The sequence below is a fragment of the Stenotrophomonas sp. YJH_SMC_101-4 genome (genome assembly GCF_059370395.1).
Genome location: NZ_JCAFTP010000003.1, coordinates 269,002 through 288,056 on the forward strand (window position 1 = coordinate 269,002; position 19,055 = coordinate 288,056).

Sequence of the window (19,055 nt, forward strand, 5' to 3'; positions counted from 1 at the left end):
TCGGGTTTTCGAGGCCCGGCCACCCGTTTTCGGTGGCGATACCAGAGTTGCCTGACGTAGTTGGGAATGCCAAGGGGGAGGGGGCAATGCCGCCAAAACCCGAGACGCTTTTGGCATTGTCGCATAGCGAGGAAAGCGGCGAGAGCCTTGGCGTGCTTGGCGCAGCGGCGCTTCTGGAACGGAGTCGTCAGAACCTTCTGCCAGAGATGTAAGGCGCGGCAAATGCGACAGCACCCGCCCATCGGGCATGTGTGATCGCTCATGCAACCGAACCGCTGCGACACCGGCTGGATGGTTTAAATGACTTCCTGCCTATTGAACCTACCGAGTGCCGCGCGCAATCTGACTACCGCTGTAGTCACGCGGGGCTGCTCTGCCCGCAGCAGGACGGTCTTGTAGCGTTTGAACGGATTTCACCCACTGGCGCAGGCCAATACAAGGATCACTGTACGTGTTACGCCGCAATCGACTTCTTCTGTCTGCGGGTCTGGTCCCGCTTCCGTGGTTCCTGTTCTGGACCAGCGTTGCCGCCCTGTTCGCGCCGGGCTACAACCCGCTTGCACAGCACGCCAGCGAGCTGCTGCAGGCACCAACGCTTGCAAGCATCTGCGGCAGGATCGCGGCTATCGGCTCCGGTCTGGGCTTCGTGGCGTTCTCCATCGGGGTATGGCGGGAGTCCGGCCGCCGGATTGCCGTAGGCGCGATCTGCTGGATGATCTTTGGCATCTCCATGCTGACCAACGGGCTCTGGCCCATGGGCCATCCGATGCACGGCTTCTACACCATTGGCATCGCAAACATCATTGCACCGGCGATGTCGCACATTGAACTGAGTGCGTGGTCTGCCAACCGAAGGGCGTACGCCGTGACCGCTATGGTGAGCATCGCGAGCATCGTCTATCTCTGGTTGAACGTGGTGGGAGCGGATCCGGATGGGTTCAGGGGGCTGACACAGCGCCTGTTCTCGTCGATCAACTCGCTGTGGCCATTCCTGGTTGCGCTGTATCTGCTGCGAAGGGGTTCAAGCGTGCTGAAGGCGGAGCCGACGTATTGATGGGCGGGCGTGCAGGCACATGGACGACCATTGAGTGTGTGGGGCTGAGAAGGGGATGAGGATCTTTCGCCGTCAGCTGATCTACGTTCGAGTGCACCAGGACCACTTCATTGCGCGCGTGGTGGGTGGAGACAGGACCATCCGTCGTCAGTGTCATGCCCTTGGCAATCGCGCGGGCCCGATCAAGGACTTTTCGAGTATCCGGCCCCTGCTCAAGGCGATCTTCTCGGAACTCCTGCCTGGGTTCTCTCTCGTCAAGCCGTGGGGGATTCTGCACTTTGATCCGGTTGAGTACCCGGTCACGAAGGAAGAACTGGCCGGGTTCCAGAAGGCTGCCATGCGAAGTGGTGTGAGCTTCTGTTTTCTCTCCACGTGGGAGAAGCGGCATGAAGACAAGGATCTGTTGGAGATGTTCAAGTAGTGCCGGCCCGATACTTCGTTCCAGGCCAGGAAAATTTGTGGTTGGGTCTGTTCGAGGCACTGCGAGAGTCCGCTCTTGGCCGGGAGCGGACATCGTTCGACGATCTGCTGCGTTGATCCTCCGTCGGCCAAAGCACGTGTCTCTCCTTCCCTCAATTGATGATCTCCCCACTTCCCGAAGCAACAAACGCCTTCAACTGCCGGACGAACTCCGCGTCATACAGCTCCCACTCCACAATCTCCCCAACCACCCGCAACGGCTGCGCACTGCGATACGACCGCGTCGGGTTCCCCGGAAACTTCTTGTTGGTCACATTCGGGTCGTCTTCAAACGGCCCGGTCGGCTCCACCACATACACACGCGGCCGCCCCTCACCCTTGGCCATCTCCGCAGCCAGCCCGGCGCCCTTGGCAATCGTGGTGAAGTAGATGTGGTTCATCACCACGCTGTCGCGATAGTTGGAGCGGAAGCCCGCACTCAGCAGCTCGCCCACCGCCAGATCAGCGCGGGTGCCGTGATAGAACGGCCCGGCGACCTGGTCGCAGGTGTCATGCGAAACGGGTGTCCATTCGGTGTCCTGCGCCATCGGCACTGCCCCTGCGTGTCCTGCCGGATCGACAGGCCGGCGAGTCTAGGGCGCCCGGTGGGCCTTGCTGCAAGGCCCCATCCGGGAAATACTCTGTAGTGGGAGGCGCACTGCGCCTCTTTTTTCATTCTGCGGTGCCGCGCCCTTCCAGCTCACGCACGGCCGTTTCCAGCGCATCCAGCTTTTCGCGGGTCTTCAGCAGCACGGCGCGCTGCACTTCGAACTCCTCGCGGGTGACCAGGTCCAGCTTGGCCAGACCCGCCTGCAACGCGCTCTTGAAGGTAGCCTGCAGTTCCTCGCGCGATTCGCGCAGGCCCGGCGGCACCAGGTCGCTCAAGCGACGGGCAATGTCATCCAGTTGGTTCAGGTCGATCATGGGGGTACTCCGTGGTGCGGGCGGGCCGTGCAGGCCACAAGGATACTGCTGGGCCGGTCGCCCGCACAGGCGTGGGCTGTTTCGCACCGGGCGCGTTCAGGCGCTATCCTCCACGCCGGAAGACAGGAGATAGACGATGAAGATGGTCATGGCGGTGATCAAGCCGTTCAAGCTCGACGACGTGCGCGAAGCGCTGGCCGAGCGTGGGGTCACCGGCATCACGGTGACGGAAGTGAAGGGCTTTGGTCGCCAGAAGGGCCATACCGAGCTGTACCGTGGTGCGGAGTATGTGGTCGATTTCCTGCCGAAGGTGAAGCTGGAAGTGGCGGTGACCGATGACCAGGTTGAGGCCGTGGTTGAGGCCATCGTGAAGGCGGCGGGCACCGGCAAGATTGGCGACGGCAAGGTGTTCGTGTACGACCTGGGCAGTGTGGTGCGTATTCGTACCGGTGAGTTGGACGCGGACGCGTTGTAACCCGTTCGGCGGGATGTTGTAGAGCCGAGCCTATGCTCGGCTGCATTTCGCGCGATGCAGGAACAGCAGCCGAGCGCGGGCTCGGCTCTACAAAGAGCGGTAAAGCGGTCGAGCGAGCTCGACCCCTACCGGCGCTTGGCCCACTTGTAGAACCGCTTCCAGCCCTGGCGCACGGCAGCGACCCAGCCGGGGTCGGCCACCAGTGCGGCCTGCGCGGCACTCGGGGCCTGGCCGGTCATGCGCTGGCGGATCTTCAGCAGGTTCTTCATGTCGCTGCGGCGCATCTGCCGGCTGAGCGGGTTGCGGCGCAGCCAGCGCGGGGCGCGCCAGGCGGAGGTGAAGTCCAGCAGCACCGGCACGCCGCCGCTGACCACCACGTTGGTGCCATGCAGGTCGTTGTGGGTGATGCCGGCGGCATGCAAACGGCTGAGCGCGTGCTGCAGCTGCTCGAACACTTCATTGCCCACGGCCTGCGCGGTGCTCAGGGTCTGGCCGGGAATGAACTCCATGCCCAGTGCCAGGCCACCCAGGGTGCCAAGCAGCGCGGGGGCATGCTTCCAGCCGCCCAGGCGCTGCAGCATGCGGGCCTCACGGCGCACCATCAGCCGCGCGATCAGTGAAACGGGGGTGCCGCGGTAGCGGGAGTAGTCCTTGATGACCGCCTCGCGCCCGTCCAGGCAGGTGCGATAGACGTCGGGGGCCAGGAAGCGTTCGCCGCGCTTGAGCAGCAGCGGGGTGGCGGCGTCTTCGCCGCAGGAGGAGGGGGGCAGGGCAGGGAGATGCATGTCGGGGTCTCGGTCGACCCGGTGGGTGGCGCAAAGCGTCAAGCGAACCGGTGTTACAGGGAGTTACTAAGTTTTCGTTAATTTTAGTACTCGCCAGTTCGCTATTCCACGATTTGTCGGAGAAATGTCGGGGTCGTGGCTGGAACAGTTCGTCGCACCCGATCGGACAATTCCGTCTCACTTCGTCTTTGGTTCTTTCAGAATCAATAGGTTGGGCGTCGCGTCGCTTCGTTCATCCGCGGCCCGCTGAACGTCACGCACGTCCGGCTTGACCCCGACGCACGGCCTGCCGACCATAAGCTGTTGATTCGCGACATCGGCGGCCGCCCCTTCCTGGCACGTCCCCGTTCCCTGCCGCGGTCCCCACCGGTGCTGGCCGCTTGGCCGTGCATCGCCCTGTTTCCCGTTCCGGCTGCGGCTGGAGGAAAGTGTTTTGATCATCAAAATCGTCATTGCAGCGCTGTTCGTCGCCTGCGTGCTGTACATCCACTTCCGTGGCAAGGTTCGCGCGCGCTGGTCGCGCCAGCTGCTGGACCACTCCAGTTTCATGGCCCCGATCAACGTGGTCATGTACATGTTCTCGAAGGTGCCGACCACGCCGTTCCTGGACCCGGCCAAGGAGTTCCCGCAGCTGGAGCCGCTGCGCCAGAACTGGCAGATGATCCGCGACGAGGCGCTGGCGCTGCGCGATGCACAGAAGATCGCGGCCTCCAGCACGTTCAACGATGCGGGCTTCAATTCGTTCTTCCGCCGTGGCTGGAAGCGCTTCTACCTGAAGTGGTATGGCCCGTCGCACCCGTCGGCGAAGGCGATGTGCCCGAAGACCACGGCGTTGCTGGAGTCGCTGCCGGACGTGCGCGCGGCGATGTTCGCGCAGCTGCCGTCGGGCAGCGAACTGCGTCCGCACCGCGATCCGTTCGCCGGTTCGCTGCGCCTGCACCTGGGCCTGGCCACGCCGAACAACGACGGCTGCTACATCGAAGTGGACGGCATCAAGAAGAGCTGGCGCGATGGCGAGTGGATGATGTTCGACGAGACCTACATCCACCACGCGCACAACGAGACGCCCGATGACCGCGTGATCCTGTTCTGCGATATCGCCCGCCCGCTGCGCTTCGGCCTGCCGAGCCTGTTCAATCGTGCGGTGGCGGCCACGCTGCTGGCCGGCGGTGCCTCGCCGAACCTGCCGGGTGACCCGACCGGTGGCGTCAACAAGGCGTTCGGCAGCGTCTACAAGGTGCGCCTGAAGGCCAAGGCACTGCGCGAGCGCAGTGTGGTGGCCTACCAGGTGATCAAGTGGGGCCTGGTGGTGGCGGTGATTGCGGGTATCTGGGCGCTGTGAGCGAACCGCGGCCGGGTCGCGCGCGCGGGATGTTGTAGAGCCGAGCCCATGCTCGGCTGCTTCTGCGCGAAATGCAGCCGAGCATGGCTCGGCTCTACAGAAAGCAAAAACGCGCGCTGTCGCCAGCGCGGGTTTTTGTTTGGATCAACCCTTCAGTGCCGCCTGCACGAACGGCGGGGTCACCAGCACGCCGGTATGCAGCGCGGCGGTGTAGTACAGGGTGTTGAAGGTCTTGGCGGCCGAGTCGGCCTGGCGGAAGTCGAAGCTGCTGTCGCCCTTGCGCGCCATGGTCACGCTCCACCAGCCGGTGGGGTAGCACGGCTGCGGGAACGGCAGGGTCTTGAACGAGCCGAAACCAGCCTTGCCCATCTCGGTGCGCATTTCGTTGATCAGCTCCAGCTGCATCAGCGGCGACTCGGACTGCTGCACCAGGATGCCGTCGTCCTTCAGGGCCTTGAAGCAGCTCTCGTAGAAGGCCTTGTTGAACAGGCCTTCGCCGGGGCCGACCGGGTCGGTCGAGTCCACGATCACCACGTCCACGCTGCCGGCCGGGCAGTTGGCCATGTAGGCCACGCCGTCGTCGAACAGCAGCTCGGCGCGGGCGTCGTCGTTGGAGTCGCACAGTTCCGGGAAGTGCTTGCGCGCCATCACGGTGACCTGCTCGTCGATATCGCACTGGGTCACGCTCTCCACGCCGGTGTGCTTGAGCACTTCGCGCAGGGTGCCGCAGTCGCCGCCACCGATGATCACCACGCGCTTGGGCGCGGCGTGGGTGAACAGCACCGGGTGGCTGATCATCTCGTGGTAGAAGAAGTTGTCCTTGCTGGTCAGCATGATGGCCCCGTCGATGGTCATCAGGTTGCCCCAGTCGGTGGTCTGGAAGATCTCGATCTTCTGGAACGGCGACTGCACCTCGTCCAGCTTGCCGGTGATGCGGTAGCCGATGGCCGAGCCGGTGCGCTCGAAGTGTTCGATGTACCAGTTGTTGCTGTCAGTCATTGGAAAACAGTCCTGTTCGGAGGGGTGGAGCCGGGCTGGCGGGCGGGGCCGCGTGGCACAGATGCCACATCCGGACGGATCGGCCCGTTCAGGTTGAAACCTGTCACGGGCGCGGGCGCGCATGATAACGAACCTGTGGGCATATAGGCGTTATCATGCCCCCCCTTTTATTGCCAACAAGGCCGACTGAAATGACCGATTGGTCCCTCGACCAAGCCCGCAAGACCTACTCGATCCCGCATTGGGCGGACGGTTACTTCGACGTGGATCAGGCCGGGCACATGGTGGTGAGACCGACCGGGGCGGACGGCCCGGTGGTGTCGCTGCCCAAGGTGGTCGATGCTGCGCGCGCGGCGGGCGCCAAGCTGCCGCTGCTGGTGCGCTTCCCGGACATCCTCGGCCAGCGCCTGGGCAAGCTGCAGGCGGCCTTCGGCCAGGCCCAGCAGGACTGGGAGTACAGCGGCGGCTACACCGCCGTGTACCCGATCAAGGTCAACCAGACCCGCGGCGTGGCCGGCACCCTGGCCAGCCACCACGGCGAGGGCTTCGGCCTGGAAGCGGGCAGCAAGCCCGAGCTGATGGCCGTGCTGGCGCTGTCGCGCCCGGGCGGGCTGATCGTCTGCAACGGCTACAAGGACCGCGAGTACATCCGCCTGGCCCTGATCGGCCGCAAGCTGGGCCTGCAGACCTTCATCGTCATCGAGAAGCCGTCCGAGCTGAAGCTGGTGCTGGAAGAGTCCAAGGCGCTGGACGTGAAGCCGGGCCTGGGCGTGCGCATGCGCCTGGCCTCGCTGGGCGCCGGCAAGTGGCAGAACAGCGGTGGCGACAAGGCCAAGTTCGGCCTGTCGCCGCGCCAGCTGCTGGACCTGTGGAAGTCGCTGCGTGACACCGAGTACGCCGACTGCCTGAACCTGCTGCACTTCCATATGGGCTCGCAGATCTCCAACGTGCGCGACATCGCCAACGGCATGCGCGAAGCCACCCGCTACTTCGTGGAGCTGTCGCGCCTGGGCGCGAAGATCACCCACGTCGACGTGGGTGGTGGCCTGGGCGTGGACTATGAAGGCACCCGCTCGCGCAGCTTCTGCTCGATCAACTACGGCCTGCATTCCTACGCCAGCAACATCGTGCAGCCGCTGGCCAATGCCTGCGAAGAGTTCGGCCTGACCCCGCCGCGCATCGTGACCGAGTGCGGCCGCGCGATGACCGCGCACCACGCTGTGCTGATCGCCAACGTGTCGGAAGTGGAAGAGGCGCAGGAAGGCCGCGTGCCGGACCAGCACGATGACGAGCCGGCGGCGATCCGCCACCTGCGCGAGATCCACGACGAACTGGACGTGCGCCCGGCGGTGGAGCTGTTCCAGGAAGCGCAGCATTTCCATGCCGAAGGCCTGGCCAGCTACGCGCTGGGCCAGATCGACCTGCCGCAGCGTGCGCGCATCGACGATCTGTTCTACGCCATTGCCCACGGCGTGCGTGCGCGCCTGAGCTATGACGAGAAGAGCCATCGCCCGGTGCTGGACGAACTGAACGAGCGCCTGGTCGACAAGTACTTCGTCAACTTCAGCGTGTTCGAATCGATCCCGGACGTGTGGGCGATCGACCAGGTGTTCCCGATCGTGCCGATCGAGCGCCTGGACGAAACCCCGGACCGCCGCGGCATCATCGCTGACATGACCTGCGACTCGGACGGCATGGTGGAAACCTATGTCGAGAACGAGAGCCTGGACAGCTCGCTGCCGCTGCACAAGATGAAGCCGGGTGAGAGCTACCGCATCGGCTTCTTCATGGTCGGCGCCTACCAGGAAATCCTGGGCGACATCCACAACCTGTTCGGCGATACCGACGCGGTGGAAGTGCTGGCCGACGCCGATGGCTACGCCATCACCCAGCAGCGCCGCGGCGACACCACCGACGTGATGCTGGACTACGTGGGCTACCGCCTGGATGAGCTGCGCGCGACCTACGCGCAGCGCGTGGCGGAGGCCCAGCTGTCGCCGGAACGCGCGCAGGAGCTGTCGGAGGCACTGGAAGCCGGCCTGACCGGTTACACCTACCTGTCCGACGAACCTCTGGTCTGATGGACAGCGCCGGGCTTGCCCGGCGCTACCGTTGCGATGAGCGCGCGCGCGATCTTCCACCTGTTCCTGCATGCCGCCGTGCCAGCCCTGCTGGCATGGCTGTTCTGGCGCAAGCGCTTCGCCTCGGCGTGGTTGCTGATGCTGCTGGGCTGGATCATCGATCTGGACCACCTGCTGGCCGATCCGATCTACGCACCCAACCGCTGCAGCATCGGTTTCCACCCGCTGCATACGGCCCCGGCCATCGCCGTCTACGCGGGGCTGTGCGTGCCGAAGAAGACCAGGTTGTTCGGCATCGGTTTGATCATCCACATCGTGCTGGACGCGATTGATTGCTGGTGGATGCATCACCATTGATGGGGAACTGAAATGCCCGGCGAAGGCGGTAGAGTCGACTGTTAGTCGACTGCTCTTGGCTGCGGTGCTGGGAAATCTCGCGCTGCGTGCGAAAGTCGACTAACAGTCGACTCTACCCGCATGGCGTTCCCGCGTTAACGAGTCACCCCAGCGGCAACCACAACGTCGCGCGCAGGCCCGGCTGCGCATTCTCCAGCGCCACGCGCCCGCCATAACTGGCGGCGATATCGCCCACGATTGCCAGGCCCAGCCCGCTGCTGCCCTCGCGCTCATCCAGCCGCACACCGCGCTGGGTGACCTGTGACAGTGACTCCGCGGCCAAGCCCGGGCCGTCGTCGCGTACTTCGATGCGTAGCTGTCCGTCGCTGATGTCTGCGGTGATGTCTACCTGCTGTCGCGCCCACCGCCCGGCGTTGTCCAGCAGGTTGCCCAGCATCTCTTCCAGATCTGCACTGGCACCGGCGAACTGCAACGCTGGATCGATACCTGCGGCCGTGAACGCAATGCCGCGTTCGCCATGCACGCGTGCCATCAACCGGCATAGCGCCTGCGCGACAGTCGCAACGTCGCTGCGCTGGCGATGGTCTGCGGCCAACCCTGCCGCCAGGTAACGGTCAACACTGGCCTGCATGCGTGCGCTCTGCTCGCGCACGGTGGTCCGCCAGTCCGCGCCGTCGCCGTCAGCCTCGGTGGCCAGCACGCTCAATGGGGTTTTCAATGCATGCGCCAGGTCCTGTGCACTGGTGCGCGCGCGCGCGACCATGCGTTGCTGGTGCTCCAGCAGCGCGTTGAGTTCTTCGCCCAGTGGCGCGACCTCTGCCCCCAGTCCCTGCGTGTCGATGCGTTGCGCGTCGCCGCGCCGCACCCGTTCCAGCTGTGCACCGAGGCGGTGCAGCGGACGCAGGCCGAAGTGAACCTGGCTGGCCAGCACCGCCAGCCACGCTGCGACCAGCACGCCCAGGGCGATGGCGGTGCGCTTTCGGAACGCGGCAACATCGGCATCCAGCGCGCTGCGGTCGGTGGCAACCACCGCCACGAACGGTTCACTGGCGCGCGGCAGGCGCACCTGCTGCACGCGTGCGCGCAGCGATTGCTGCAACGGACCGGTCAGGTTGCGCGTGGCCGGACCGGTGACCGCAGCGGGAAGCGTTTCATCCCACAGCGAACGCGACTGCAGCAGCACGCGGCCATCGGCACCGGCGATCTGCCAGTACGCACCGGAGAACACGCGCTGGAAGCGCGCATCGTTCGGTTCCTGGCGCAGCTGCAGCTGGTGGTCGGGGGTGACTTCCATCTGCGCGACCAGGGTCAGCATGTCCTGCTGCAGTTCGTGGTCCAGCCGATCACGCGCGCTGCGCTTGAACAGTTCGCCCAGCAATGCACTGGCCAGCAGCGAGACCAGCAGCAGGCCAACGCCGCCGGCCAGCAGCAGCCGCCGCCGCAGCGAGGGCTGGCGCGTCACGGTGCCGCCAGCCGCCAACCCTGGCCGCGCACGGTCTGGATCAGATCGATGCCGAGCTTGCGGCGCACGCGCCCCAGCAGCACATCCAGCGCGTTGGAGTCGGGATCCAACCCGCCCTCGAACACCTGTTCGCCCAAGCGGTCGCGGCCGATCACCTGGCCGCTGTGGTGGATGAAGTAACTGAGCAGGCGGAACTCCTGCGGGCTTAGCGCCAGCGGCTGTCCGTCCAGTTCGAAGCGGCCGGCGTTGACGTCCAGCTGCAGCGGCCCGCAGTGCAGGCGCGGGCTGGCATGGCCATGGCTGCGGCGGATCAGGGCGCGCATGCGCAGCACCAGTTCGTCGGCCTGGAACGGTTTGGTCAGGTAGTCGTCGGCACCGGCATCAAAGCCGGCCAGCTTGTCGTGCCAGCGCCCGCGTGCGGTCAGCACCAGCACCGGAAAGCTGCGGCCATTGCCGCGCCAGCGCTCGATCACGCTCAATCCGTCCAGGCCGGGCAGGCCGAGGTCAACGATGGCCGCCTGCAGGTCCTCGATCTGGCCGATCTCCTCGGCCTGACGGCCATCGGCGACCACGTGCACCACGTAGCCGGCCTGTTCCAGCAGGGGCACCAGGCGCTGTGCCAGTGCGGCATCATCTTCGGCCAACAGGATGCGCATCAGTCGTCGAGCTCCGTCTTCAGCAGCTTTCCGCTGCGCGCATCATAGTCCAGCTCCACCACCACGCCGTCGCCGCGCAGGATCTCCACTTCGTAGACGCCGTCATCCAGCTCCACTTCCAGCAGCTGCCCCGGAAAGCGCTTGAGTGCATCGCGCACCACGCTTTCCAATGGCACGTAGCGGCCCTGCTGCACGGCACGGCGCGCGACCTGCTGCGCCGGGTCCTGGACGGGCGCGGCGGCGGTAGGAGCGTTGGCCAGGGCCAGCAGCAGGGGCAGGGTGGAGAGCATCGGGGCGCAGGGAGGGCTGTAGGAACAGGCGTGAGTGTGCCGGGGGTGACTAACAGCTGGCTAACAGTGCCGGCTAAGGCGCTGTTAACCACGGGGTGCATTGTGGCGTTGCCGGGATGGTCCGGCCACGAACACGAACAGGAGAACCCCCATGTTGAAGTCGCTCACCCTCGCCACTGTTGCCCTGCTGACCGTCGCGCCGGCCGTACAGGCCGCGCCGCTGGGCATGGCCCAGGTTGAACAGACCCTGCGCAAGGCCGGCTACACCCAGATCCACGAGATCGAACGCGATGATGGCCTGTGGGAGGCCGACGTGAGCCGCGCCGATGGCCGCTTCAGCGAGGTCTACGTGGACCCGAAGACCGGCGAGATCTTCGACGAGCACAGCGGCCGCGCGCTGCTGACCACCGAGCAGGTGCTGGCACGGGCACAGGCGCATGGCCTGCGCGAGATCCATTCGCTGGAACGCGATGGTGCGACCTGGTCGCTGGAGGCCCGCAATGCACGCAACCAGAAGGTGGACGTGCGCCTGAGCGGTTATGACGGCCGCATCCTGCACAGCGAGCGCGATGGCTGGCTGGATTGACGCCGGCTATGGTGGGCGCCGACCTTGGTCGGCGCGAAGCGCAAAGCGTGTCGACCAAGGTCGACACCTACCGGCCGGATGGCGTGCGTTGGAAGATGCCAATCTTGGTCGGCGGAAAAGGGATATCCGGCCCAAGCCTTTTCAGCCACCGGCCTCCCTACGTTCAGCCTCGATGATTGGCAGTTGAGCCGCAAAGAAGTTCGCTGCTACAAGCGCATTGATGAGCACGTAGCTGCAGATGGCAGTGTCCAGCCAGGCTCCCGAAAACAGTGAGATCGCCAAGCCCATCGACGCGAGAATGACCGTGGCAAGGAAGTTGCCACCCTTGGCTGCGCGCGATCTGGCCAGAGCGGTGGCCTGACGCCACCAGAATCCATCGGCGTAGCGGCGGCCCTTTGCTATACCGAGATTGTAGCGCTGGACATTGATGCCCCGGATAAGGGCATACACTTCCAACGGCAGCAGGATGAGCAGATTGAAGGCGATCAACAGCGGCGAGAGGACTTCCACGTAGTTTCCTTACCAAGCTGCGGGATTGCAGCGACAAACCAAGCTTGCTGGGGCGCTGCGACACATCCTGTCGCTCGTTCGGAACCCATACGTGGTCCGGACGTTGACGCTGGCCGGAAGGCCAGCGTCTTGTCTTATGGTCGGTCAGTGCTGCGGCTGGACGCGCCAGCGTCCAGTACGCAGCCAGGTCTCATGCGAATTGGGTGAGTACACGCTCAGAAGTCCCTGGTCGTTGGCGCACAGGTAGTTCCAACAGCCGTCTTCAAGGGTCAGATCCGCGAACGTCCGGCCATCCTGGCTGAGCAGGAGCTTGCTGTGGCTTGTGTGCCAGAAGACGCTCATGTTCTCCAGGTGGAAGGCGTCTCGTACGGAAATACTGTCCTTGTCCCGGCTCCATTCGTAGGCTTTGGTAGCACGGAACAACTCGTTGGATCCAAAGCACAGCAGATGATCGGCCATCCGCGTGACCAATACACCGGAACCCTGGTTCATCCGTCCCTCCCACGTGCAATTGCGCCATCCTTTGCCGGGCACGAAGTACTTTACAGCGGGCTCGAGTTCAGTCTTCTTCTTGTCATTGCCGTAGATCCAATTGTAGGTGCAGAAGATCAGCAATGAATGATGGCCTGGAAGTGCACGCAGGGCGTCAACCTCCATACCCTCCGGCAAGTTGGGTGTGCCTTCCCAGTGGGACCAAGGGCTGTCCAACGACTGAGTGGCAAACAGCACCGTCTCGCGATAGCTGCCGGTCTCCTCTGAATCGAACACCAATCCCTTTTTGGTGTACTTGTAACTACAGTCGCGGAGGAATCGCCAGATCCAGATGCCTTCGAACTGTACGATGTCATCTGTAGGCGAACAGGAATAATCCCCTTCGTTGACGGGATACGACGTTCGATTCCAGTGACGGCCGTCGGACGAGTATGCAAAGCCTTCGCTGTAACCGGTGAGAATCCAAGTGCCGCTGACCACGAGGATGTTCTTGGTCGAAGTGGTTTCCACGCCAAAGGGGTGCACCTCCTCCCACTGCACGCGGTCACAACTGAGGTAGTAGCGGCCTTCTTGCGTGGCAACCAGCCAGCGGTCACCGTTGGTCTTCATATCCCGGATCTGCTCCGGGTCGCAGGGTGGGGAGGTGATATCTTCCCAATCGATGCTGACAAGCAGCACCTGACCGTCCTTCTCCACCGCAGCCGAACGGCTGGCCAGGTTCTTCTCGCGCTGCTTCTGGAGTGCAAGCTCCCGTTCACGCAAGCGCCGTTCGAGTACAGGTGTGGAGAAGTCTCCTTCTGCGAACAGTCCTAGCTGGCAGTCGGCATCGTCGCAGGCGCTCGAGAAACTATCCAGTGTTTTCTCCAAACGCCGCTGATAGTGCTCGAATTGATCGCTCCACTGCTCATTTTCTGCAGAGTTGTCGAGATCAAAGTCCGCGTATCCGGAATCGTTCTCGAAGTCGAATCTGGGTAGTCCGAACCGACTTACCAGCGCATTGGCTGAAGACAAGGCACCGGCGTGGTTGGCGAGCAGATCAACCACCTTGCCGCGCATCTGGTTCAGCGTACTGGCACAGGACTTTCGACCCACTGAGAAGGCCGTAGATCCCACCGCCTTGGTGAATTTGCTGAAAATCCCCTCATCAAAGGGAGAGGCGCCAAGGAAGTAGCTGTAATCGATGGCCTTCATGCCGGCCTTGCTCAGGTCACCGGAGAGGTTGATGGCCGCCAGGCTTGCTGCGTGGAGCTCTCGCCTAGCATCAGTGAAGGTGTCAACGAGGCTGAATTCACGATAGCGCAGAACGTTGGACCAGCCAGCAGTCAGCCGCGACAGGCGCGCGCCTGCCTGCAGCACACGTTCGTGATCCTCATCCGCGAGTACCGACTGGATGGCTGCAAGCTGCTCCTTGAACTGTGCTGGCCTGAGCACTCCGAGGATGCGCATTACCTGCGGACTCTCAATTTTTCGTCCTTCAATGGAGAGCAGGAAGAATGCATCCAGCAGCCAGCAGTACACGCGATTGTCATCGGTCAGCAGCACGCGCAGCTCTTCCAGCTGTTCAGCCTGCATGTGGCCGCGGGTGTCCCTCGAGAGGAAGCGCGACACTGCCGTAGGCGTATCAGCCTTGGCGGCCAGGTGGTTGATGAAGTCGCGGCCGAGTGGTCCGCACTCCGAAGCATCCGGCAGGCAGAGCGACAGCAACTCGATGTAGGTGCGCCGCTGGTCTGCGTCCTCGGCTGCATCAAGGAAGCTGTGCTGCTTGATGTCCGGTAGCCGGGAAACCAGCGAGATCTGCTCTTGCTGCTCATCAGGGGGCGGAAATACGTCGGCCTGGACGTCAAGCCCATTGATGTCGCGGTAAATGGCGATGGCCAGCAGGCCCCCACCCACGATCTCCGCGACCAGGTCACGCAACGTGTACGTCGTTGCCAAGCCGTCGAACTCGTCACCAAAGATGCGGGAGATGATTTTCTCACGCGCGGCATCTGAATTGCACAGCTCATCGTCGCTGATCAGCGCCATGATCCTGCTGTGCTGGTCGGACAGATAGTAGAGCGCATTGAATCCGGTGCCGGAAACATTGGACTGGATGAACGCGGACTCGATCTCAATGTCTTCGGTGACGATTTGGATGTTGCGTCGGTAAAGATCGATGCCAGTAACATCCATCTGGTCGATGAGGTCGATGATGAAGTCAAGCAGGCGGGCCTCGTCATCACAGTTGACGCCAAGATTCTCAAGCGTCACCACCAGGTGATTGATGTCCTCCAGCGTCAGCTCGATATCCTGGTGCTTGAGCATGAAGTCATAAGCGAGCTGTACTACAAGAAGCGAGCGCGGGAGTGAGCGATAGCGCCGCTTGTTTGCCTCGATGTTCAGCGACCACTTGTTGAGCCGGACATTGTTTTCAAGGGGGCGAAGCCGGTTGCCAATCCTGTCGATTGCCTCGTCGAGGAAACAGCGGGTTTCGATGATGAACTCATTCATCGTCCCGAGATTGTTGCGGATGACGGCGATGGCCTGAGCGTTGATCAGGTTCTGCTGCTGAAGCTGTTGGAGATAATACCAGGCAATCTTCTGGATCTTCAGCGTGTCATGTTGGTTGGCAAGCGCATTGTTGCGGGTCGAGCCGCTGATGGCGCCGAGCAGACGTTTGCAGAAGCCGGCCCCGGCCTGCTTCTGCAGCCGGTCCTGGCTGCTGGTCAGCAGTCGGGACGCGTCGAGCGCCAATCGCTGGGTCATGGCCGCATTGCCGCGGTGACGTTCAACAAGATCTGCGACTGCTCGCTGTTCATCCGCGTCGAGCGACGAATGGAAAACGTCCATGGATGTGTCTTCGATGATGCTGTTCATGGCTGGCCTTACAGACGGTTGAGTTTTTCGCGAAGTTGACGACTTTGGGCTTGCAGGGTCGTTATCTGCCCTGCAAAGTGCTTTTCAGAGAGCACCAGCCCCTTGTGGAAATCGGCATAGAACAGTTGGGATTCCTGCAGCAGCTCAAGGGATTGCTGCATTGACAGCCCGTTCTCAACGACCTCGCGGGTTCCTTCCAGCGTCAAGCGGAATGCTTTTTCGACGTGGTTGTCCACGGCGATGGTCATTGCCATCGAGGCAATGATGCCGCCGATGATGCCGCCGACAAGGGCACCCGGTGGCCCGCCCACCATGCCCAGCGTCGCGCCGATGGAGGAGCCCAGGACGCCCGCGCTGGTCTGCAGGATGTTGGTGCCGGTCCGTGTCTCCAGCTCTGCAAACGTCATGCGACCAACCCCGACCATCACCAGGCACTGGACCAAGTCGACGGCGCACACTGCCGCGCCGGCGACACCACCGCGGGCAAGGACGCTGTTGAAGCCTGCGCCTGCAAACAGGGCCGGCATGGCGCGGGTGGCCAGTGCAACGCTTGCGGTCGCCGTGCCGGCTTTGAGCGCCGCATCGCCAGCGGCGATGACGGTGTTCTGCAGGATCCGGTGTACGGCTTGTTCGGTAGTGATCTTTCCGTCGCGGACGTGCTGCAGGTGCTGGAAGGTGTTGATGCTGCCGGCGATCACCGTGGTAACCAGTGCGGCGGAGCCGGCGGCACGCATGCTCTGCTGCAGCGTCGCCTTGTTCAGGTAGCCATCCTGCATCTGTTTGTGAGCAGCTTTCCCCTCTGCGCTACCGGTGCCGAGCTGTTCGGCATCGCGTTTGCTGAGTGGAGTTGAGGCGGCTCCATCGACCTCCATACTGCCTGCAGTTTTGTCGCGGACCTTGGCCGCAGCCTCGGACACGGCGGGACGCGTCTGCTGGTTCTTCAACACGTCGCGCTGGGCAGACTGACGGATACCCTCTATCTGGTCGGATGGCCCGACGAACAGATCGCTGTCCTGGTAACGATGAATGCCGTCCTTGCTTGAGCGGAAGGCTTTCTGGGTTGCATCAGCATCTTTGAAGTACTTGAGCTGCGCACCCAGCAGCTGCTCATCCCCTTTCATCACAACGATATCGTGGGTCGTGTGATTGCGTGGCAGTGGGCTGTTGCTGAACGTGTCGGTGAACGCACGGACATCCTTGTCTTTAAGGATCGCATCAAGATTGAAAGTTTCGGCATGCCACGCTTCGGCCGCAAATCCGCCTTTGATCGCTTTATTCTGGGCAGTCGAAGCAATTCGTTGCATGAGCGTGGTGCTCTGATCGATCTGGTGGATCATCTGGCCGACCTTCTCGGCAGCGGCTCCCGTCCAGATTGGACAGACGCTGACAGCGGCCGGGACTGCTTTTCTGGTTTGATCTTCCATGGAATTTCTCTTGGTAATCAGCATGCTCTGTGCGGGATCGCACAATGATCAGTAAAGGGAAATGACGCGTTGGTTACGGTCAAGAATGGCTTCGCGAAGCCCACTGGGCTGAAGGACCCGGATGTTGTCCCCCAGGCTGTACAGCCACCAGAAATTCTCCTGGTCGTCTGGCAGGTGCGCGTGGAGACGAACCCAGTCCGTAGCCTCCAGCGCTTCAAGATGCTGGTCTTCGCACAGTGGTGTTTCCCGGAGCGTCCAAGCAAGCTGAGGATGGATGTCGGCAATCAGTTCGATGTTTCCCGAGCCTTGCCGCGGTGTGAACGCCGCACCAGGCAGATAGTGGTCCATCTCGAACCCATCATCATCGGAGCGAATATCCAGAAGCGACGCCTGAGCGATGCGATGCAGTGCAAAGTGGCGTACATCCTGGTAGCCGGACACGCTTGCTATCAGATAGCTTGCTGGTCCGCGCGAAACGAGACCCTTGGGATGAAGGGTCATGCGTTTGCTCTCGCCTTTTGTGCGACTGAGATAATCTACTTGTAGCTGGCGTTGATGCAGCAGTGCCTCGGCTACCGTGTTCCAGACGGTTCCATCCACCACCGCGGGCAGCAGCGACTTGCCATTGGGTATGCTGCGTACTCGCTGGGCCCAGCGACCGTGACCACCCGATATCTGGCCATTGATACGAGAGTGTGCATCCGAGAAGTGCGGCCCGAGAAGGGCCATGACATCAGGGGGAAGAACGTGCCGCAGGTGATTCTCGGACAGGCAAAGGGCCAGTGCTTCAGCCGAGCTCATTACTGGAGCTCCTGCCCGCGCATGCGGCTCGTATGACCAGCGATAGGGCCTTTTCCGCCTGATGGCTGCGTCCTCGTGGTCCTTCGAACACATGAGGTTGAAACGGCCATTGAGCATTCCTTCCAGGTCGCGCTGCAATGAGCGTGGGCTGATATCGAAGTCAGGATCCTCCTGAAGCAGCGCATCACGCAGCTGCACCGTCGAGATGCTTGCGGGGTAACGGGGAATCAGACGTAGCAGCACGACGTTGCGTCGTGTTGGGTCCTTCTTCTTGCGGGAGCTCATTTTCTGATCGACGCTCATGACGATAGTGCGACGTTCAGCGACGCCGTTGCCTTGAGCTTGATCGATGAATGCGACACAACCTGTCGCACGCCACAGAAGCCGGTGCGACGCCGGGCTGCTTCGGCGGGGAAATCGCCCGCCATTCGAAGGCTTGTATTGATCGTGTCAGCGAAGACGCCGCAGGCGGCGGTCGGCCAAACTGGAAATCGAGGGGGGCGGTGCCGGTCGAAAAGCGACAATGCTTCTTGCGCGAATGGCTCTTCTGCCGCTGACGCAACAACCAGCGTGTGACATGCGGCCTCGCGATGCCGAGTCCAATGCTCATTGAGCCGTGCTTCCTTGTACGGTACTTCGTCCAACCTCGCCCAGTTTCTGGCGAGCCCCTGATGGTGACGATGACCTGAGCCGCGCAGATTTGCAATACAACCCAGAGCAAATCCATCGCCGTCAAATTAATGGCGTTGGTGGTCTGCCTTGCCCTTATCGCTCACTGCGCATTTAGATTCACAGGTGCGGGTGATGACGGCCTGGATTGCGTGCAACACAGAGCGTGTCGACCAAGTTCGACACCTACCAGCCGAGGGATGTCCTAATCGATGGGTCGGGGCTTACCAGCCAAACGGCGGCGGGTAATCCCAATAGCCCGGGCCGCGGCCGTAATAGCCGCCATACGGACCGAAGAAGCCCGGTCCCTTGCCTTCGCTCACGTGGATGTTGACGTTGACCCCGTGGGTCTTGCCTTCATCGGTGGTGTAGTTCTTGCTCAGGTTCAGCGTGGCGGCGTTGTAGTGGCTGTTGCCACCGTTCTTGGAATAGCCGATGCCGGTGGTGAAGCTGCCGGACACCTTGACCTTGTCGTCGGTCACGTCGGCGATCTTCGCGTCGTCGTGCACGCGCGGGCCGCTCTTGTCGCCGTAGTACGTGCCCGGCGGGTCCTGCTGCAGGGCCGGGTCGTTGAGGTAGCGCATCGGCGCCTGCGGCAGCGTCAGGTCCAGGCCGGCCGCCTGCGGCGCGGTGGCGCCTGCGGCGGACTGGGCCAGCACGGTTCCCGGCAGGGCCAGGCACAGCAGCAGGGTCAGGGGGCGGATCATGACGGCGCTCCAGCGGACAGGTGGCCACGCAACACGCGGCGGTACAGGCCGACGCTAGCAGGGGTTGCTTGAATGATGCCTGTCGGCGCCCGCTTACGGTAGAGCCAGGCCATGCCTGGCTGCAGG

The 19,055-nt window shown here is 62.9% G+C and carries 20 protein-coding genes; 8 read left to right on the plus strand and 12 right to left on the minus strand.

All coding sequences use genetic code 11. The annotated features are described in order from the left end of the window. Positions 1-451 precede the first annotated feature (451 nt). Together AC5P8D_RS12055 and AC5P8D_RS12060 are read left to right on the plus strand one after the other, a co-directional pair. Entirely contained in the window at positions 452-1,054 is a 603-nt protein-coding gene (locus AC5P8D_RS12055; protein ID WP_143994321.1) for a DUF998 domain-containing protein, read from the plus strand. A gap of 55 nt (positions 1,055-1,109) precedes the next feature. Further along, complete coding sequence (locus AC5P8D_RS12060; protein WP_143994322.1) at positions 1,110-1,475, plus strand: hypothetical protein; 366 nt, start codon at positions 1,110-1,112, stop codon at positions 1,473-1,475. Between the two features lie 151 nt (positions 1,476-1,626). Here AC5P8D_RS12060 and arr read toward each other — a convergent pair whose 3' ends face one another. Both arr and ubiK read right to left on the minus strand, forming a co-directional pair. Further along, a complete protein-coding gene (gene arr / locus AC5P8D_RS12065) occupies positions 1,627-2,061 on the minus strand; it encodes an NAD(+)--rifampin ADP-ribosyltransferase (RefSeq protein WP_049421111.1) in 435 nt (144 codons plus the stop codon). Between the two features lie 124 nt (positions 2,062-2,185). Further along, positions 2,186-2,437, minus strand: a complete 252-nt coding sequence (gene ubiK, locus AC5P8D_RS12070) for a ubiquinone biosynthesis accessory factor UbiK (protein WP_495203358.1) — start codon at positions 2,435-2,437, stop codon at positions 2,186-2,188. Between the two features lie 136 nt (positions 2,438-2,573). Here ubiK and AC5P8D_RS12075 point away from each other — a divergent pair, with 136 nt between their 5' ends. Next, positions 2,574-2,912: a P-II family nitrogen regulator gene (locus AC5P8D_RS12075; protein WP_005411374.1), complete on the plus strand. Its 339-nt coding sequence runs from the start codon at positions 2,574-2,576 to the stop codon at positions 2,910-2,912. A 125-nt stretch (positions 2,913-3,037) separates the two neighbouring features. Here AC5P8D_RS12075 and AC5P8D_RS12080 read toward each other — a convergent pair whose 3' ends face one another. Next, a complete protein-coding gene (locus AC5P8D_RS12080) occupies positions 3,038-3,697 on the minus strand; it encodes an RIO1 family regulatory kinase/ATPase domain-containing protein (RefSeq protein WP_043401280.1) in 660 nt (219 codons plus the stop codon). 436 nt (positions 3,698-4,133) lie between these two features. Here AC5P8D_RS12080 and AC5P8D_RS12085 point away from each other — a divergent pair, with 436 nt between their 5' ends. Continuing rightward, positions 4,134-5,039, plus strand: coding sequence for an aspartyl/asparaginyl beta-hydroxylase domain-containing protein (locus AC5P8D_RS12085; RefSeq protein WP_049435834.1), 906 nt, complete (start codon positions 4,134-4,136; stop codon positions 5,037-5,039). 144 nt (positions 5,040-5,183) lie between these two features. Here the strand turns inward: AC5P8D_RS12085 and speE are convergent, their stop codons facing one another. Continuing rightward, entirely contained in the window at positions 5,184-6,038 is an 855-nt protein-coding gene (speE, locus tag AC5P8D_RS12090; RefSeq protein ID WP_010482074.1) for a polyamine aminopropyltransferase, read from the minus strand. A gap of 191 nt (positions 6,039-6,229) precedes the next feature. Between speE and speA the strand changes: the two genes are divergently transcribed. Together speA and AC5P8D_RS12100 are read left to right on the plus strand one after the other, a co-directional pair. Next, positions 6,230-8,119 (plus strand): arginine decarboxylase, encoded by a 1,890-nt coding sequence (speA, locus tag AC5P8D_RS12095; protein WP_012512349.1) that lies wholly within the window; start codon positions 6,230-6,232, stop codon positions 8,117-8,119. Positions 8,120-8,155: 36 nt separating this feature from the next. After that, on the plus strand, positions 8,156-8,476 hold the full coding sequence (locus tag AC5P8D_RS12100; protein WP_191863465.1) for a DUF6122 family protein: 321 nt from the start codon (positions 8,156-8,158) through the stop codon (positions 8,474-8,476). A 142-nt stretch (positions 8,477-8,618) separates the two neighbouring features. Here the strand turns inward: AC5P8D_RS12100 and AC5P8D_RS12105 are convergent, their stop codons facing one another. The 3 genes from AC5P8D_RS12105 to AC5P8D_RS12115 are packed head-to-tail and all read right to left on the minus strand — an operon-like array spanning position 8,619 to position 10,884. After that, a complete protein-coding gene (locus AC5P8D_RS12105) occupies positions 8,619-9,938 on the minus strand; it encodes a sensor histidine kinase (protein ID WP_495203359.1) in 1,320 nt (439 codons plus the stop codon). Then, the gene (locus AC5P8D_RS12110) at positions 9,935-10,594 is read right to left on the minus strand and encodes a response regulator transcription factor (RefSeq protein ID WP_010482071.1); all 660 of its coding nucleotides are present in this window, start codon (positions 10,592-10,594) and stop codon (positions 9,935-9,937) included. The genes AC5P8D_RS12105 and AC5P8D_RS12110 overlap by 4 nt, the downstream gene beginning before the upstream one ends. Then, entirely contained in the window at positions 10,594-10,884 is a 291-nt protein-coding gene (locus AC5P8D_RS12115) for a PepSY domain-containing protein (RefSeq protein ID WP_010482069.1), read from the minus strand. Before AC5P8D_RS12115 ends, AC5P8D_RS12110 begins: the two co-directional genes overlap by 1 nt. Before the next feature lie 151 nt (positions 10,885-11,035). Here AC5P8D_RS12115 and AC5P8D_RS12120 point away from each other — a divergent pair, with 151 nt between their 5' ends. After that, the gene (locus AC5P8D_RS12120) at positions 11,036-11,470 is read left to right on the plus strand and encodes a PepSY domain-containing protein (protein WP_043401290.1); all 435 of its coding nucleotides are present in this window, start codon (positions 11,036-11,038) and stop codon (positions 11,468-11,470) included. A gap of 141 nt (positions 11,471-11,611) precedes the next feature. Here the strand turns inward: AC5P8D_RS12120 and AC5P8D_RS12125 are convergent, their stop codons facing one another. From AC5P8D_RS12125 to AC5P8D_RS12140, 4 genes are all read right to left on the minus strand, one after another. Then, the gene (locus tag AC5P8D_RS12125) at positions 11,612-11,980 is read right to left on the minus strand and encodes a hypothetical protein (RefSeq protein WP_197576667.1); all 369 of its coding nucleotides are present in this window, start codon (positions 11,978-11,980) and stop codon (positions 11,612-11,614) included. A gap of 144 nt (positions 11,981-12,124) precedes the next feature. Next, positions 12,125-15,328, minus strand: coding sequence for a hypothetical protein (locus tag AC5P8D_RS12130; RefSeq protein WP_197597562.1), 3,204 nt, complete (start codon positions 15,326-15,328; stop codon positions 12,125-12,127). 8 nt (positions 15,329-15,336) lie between these two features. Beyond that, the gene (locus AC5P8D_RS12135; RefSeq protein ID WP_029550633.1) at positions 15,337-16,752 is read right to left on the minus strand and encodes a hypothetical protein; all 1,416 of its coding nucleotides are present in this window, start codon (positions 16,750-16,752) and stop codon (positions 15,337-15,339) included. Positions 16,753-16,800: 48 nt separating this feature from the next. Next, on the minus strand, positions 16,801-17,856 hold the full coding sequence (locus AC5P8D_RS12140) for a helix-turn-helix transcriptional regulator (protein WP_088027679.1): 1,056 nt from the start codon (positions 17,854-17,856) through the stop codon (positions 16,801-16,803). Between the two features lie 50 nt (positions 17,857-17,906). Between AC5P8D_RS12140 and AC5P8D_RS12145 the strand changes: the two genes are divergently transcribed. After that, positions 17,907-18,110, plus strand: a complete 204-nt coding sequence (locus tag AC5P8D_RS12145; RefSeq protein WP_495203360.1) for a hypothetical protein — start codon at positions 17,907-17,909, stop codon at positions 18,108-18,110. Positions 18,111-18,446: 336 nt separating this feature from the next. On the opposite strand, the gene AC5P8D_RS12150 is transcribed toward AC5P8D_RS12145, so the two are convergent. Beyond that, on the minus strand, positions 18,447-18,929 hold the full coding sequence (locus tag AC5P8D_RS12150; protein WP_005411364.1) for a hypothetical protein: 483 nt from the start codon (positions 18,927-18,929) through the stop codon (positions 18,447-18,449). Positions 18,930-19,055 lie beyond the last annotated feature (126 nt).

Bases quoted from the DNA above. Each gene is read 5' to 3' on its own strand.
- AC5P8D_RS12060 (WP_143994322.1), top strand. From the start codon at position 1,110: ATGAGGATCTTTCGCCGTCAGCTGATCTACGTTCGAGTGCACCAGGAC.
- speE (WP_010482074.1), bottom strand. From the start codon at position 6,038: ATGACTGACAGCAACAACTGGTACATCGAACACTTCGAGCGCACCGGC.
- ubiK (WP_495203358.1), bottom strand. From the start codon at position 2,437: ATGATCGACCTGAACCAACTGGATGACATTGCCCGTCGCTTGAGCGAC.
- AC5P8D_RS12140 (WP_088027679.1), bottom strand. From the start codon at position 17,856: ATGAGCGTCGATCAGAAAATGAGCTCCCGCAAGAAGAAGGACCCAACA.
- AC5P8D_RS12075 (WP_005411374.1), top strand. From the start codon at position 2,574: ATGAAGATGGTCATGGCGGTGATCAAGCCGTTCAAGCTCGACGACGTG.
- AC5P8D_RS12110 (WP_010482071.1), bottom strand. From the start codon at position 10,594: ATGCGCATCCTGTTGGCCGAAGATGATGCCGCACTGGCACAGCGCCTG.
- AC5P8D_RS12145 (WP_495203360.1), top strand. From the start codon at position 17,907: ATGCGACACAACCTGTCGCACGCCACAGAAGCCGGTGCGACGCCGGGC.
- speA (WP_012512349.1), top strand. From the start codon at position 6,230: ATGACCGATTGGTCCCTCGACCAAGCCCGCAAGACCTACTCGATCCCG.
- AC5P8D_RS12080 (WP_043401280.1), bottom strand. From the start codon at position 3,697: ATGCATCTCCCTGCCCTGCCCCCCTCCTCCTGCGGCGAAGACGCCGCC.
- AC5P8D_RS12135 (WP_029550633.1), bottom strand. From the start codon at position 16,752: ATGGAAGATCAAACCAGAAAAGCAGTCCCGGCCGCTGTCAGCGTCTGT.
- AC5P8D_RS12100 (WP_191863465.1), top strand. From the start codon at position 8,156: ATGAGCGCGCGCGCGATCTTCCACCTGTTCCTGCATGCCGCCGTGCCA.
- AC5P8D_RS12115 (WP_010482069.1), bottom strand. From the start codon at position 10,884: ATGCTCTCCACCCTGCCCCTGCTGCTGGCCCTGGCCAACGCTCCTACC.
- AC5P8D_RS12120 (WP_043401290.1), top strand. From the start codon at position 11,036: ATGTTGAAGTCGCTCACCCTCGCCACTGTTGCCCTGCTGACCGTCGCG.
- AC5P8D_RS12130 (WP_197597562.1), bottom strand. From the start codon at position 15,328: ATGAACAGCATCATCGAAGACACATCCATGGACGTTTTCCATTCGTCG.
- arr (WP_049421111.1), bottom strand. From the start codon at position 2,061: ATGGCGCAGGACACCGAATGGACACCCGTTTCGCATGACACCTGCGAC.
- AC5P8D_RS12150 (WP_005411364.1), bottom strand. From the start codon at position 18,929: ATGATCCGCCCCCTGACCCTGCTGCTGTGCCTGGCCCTGCCGGGAACC.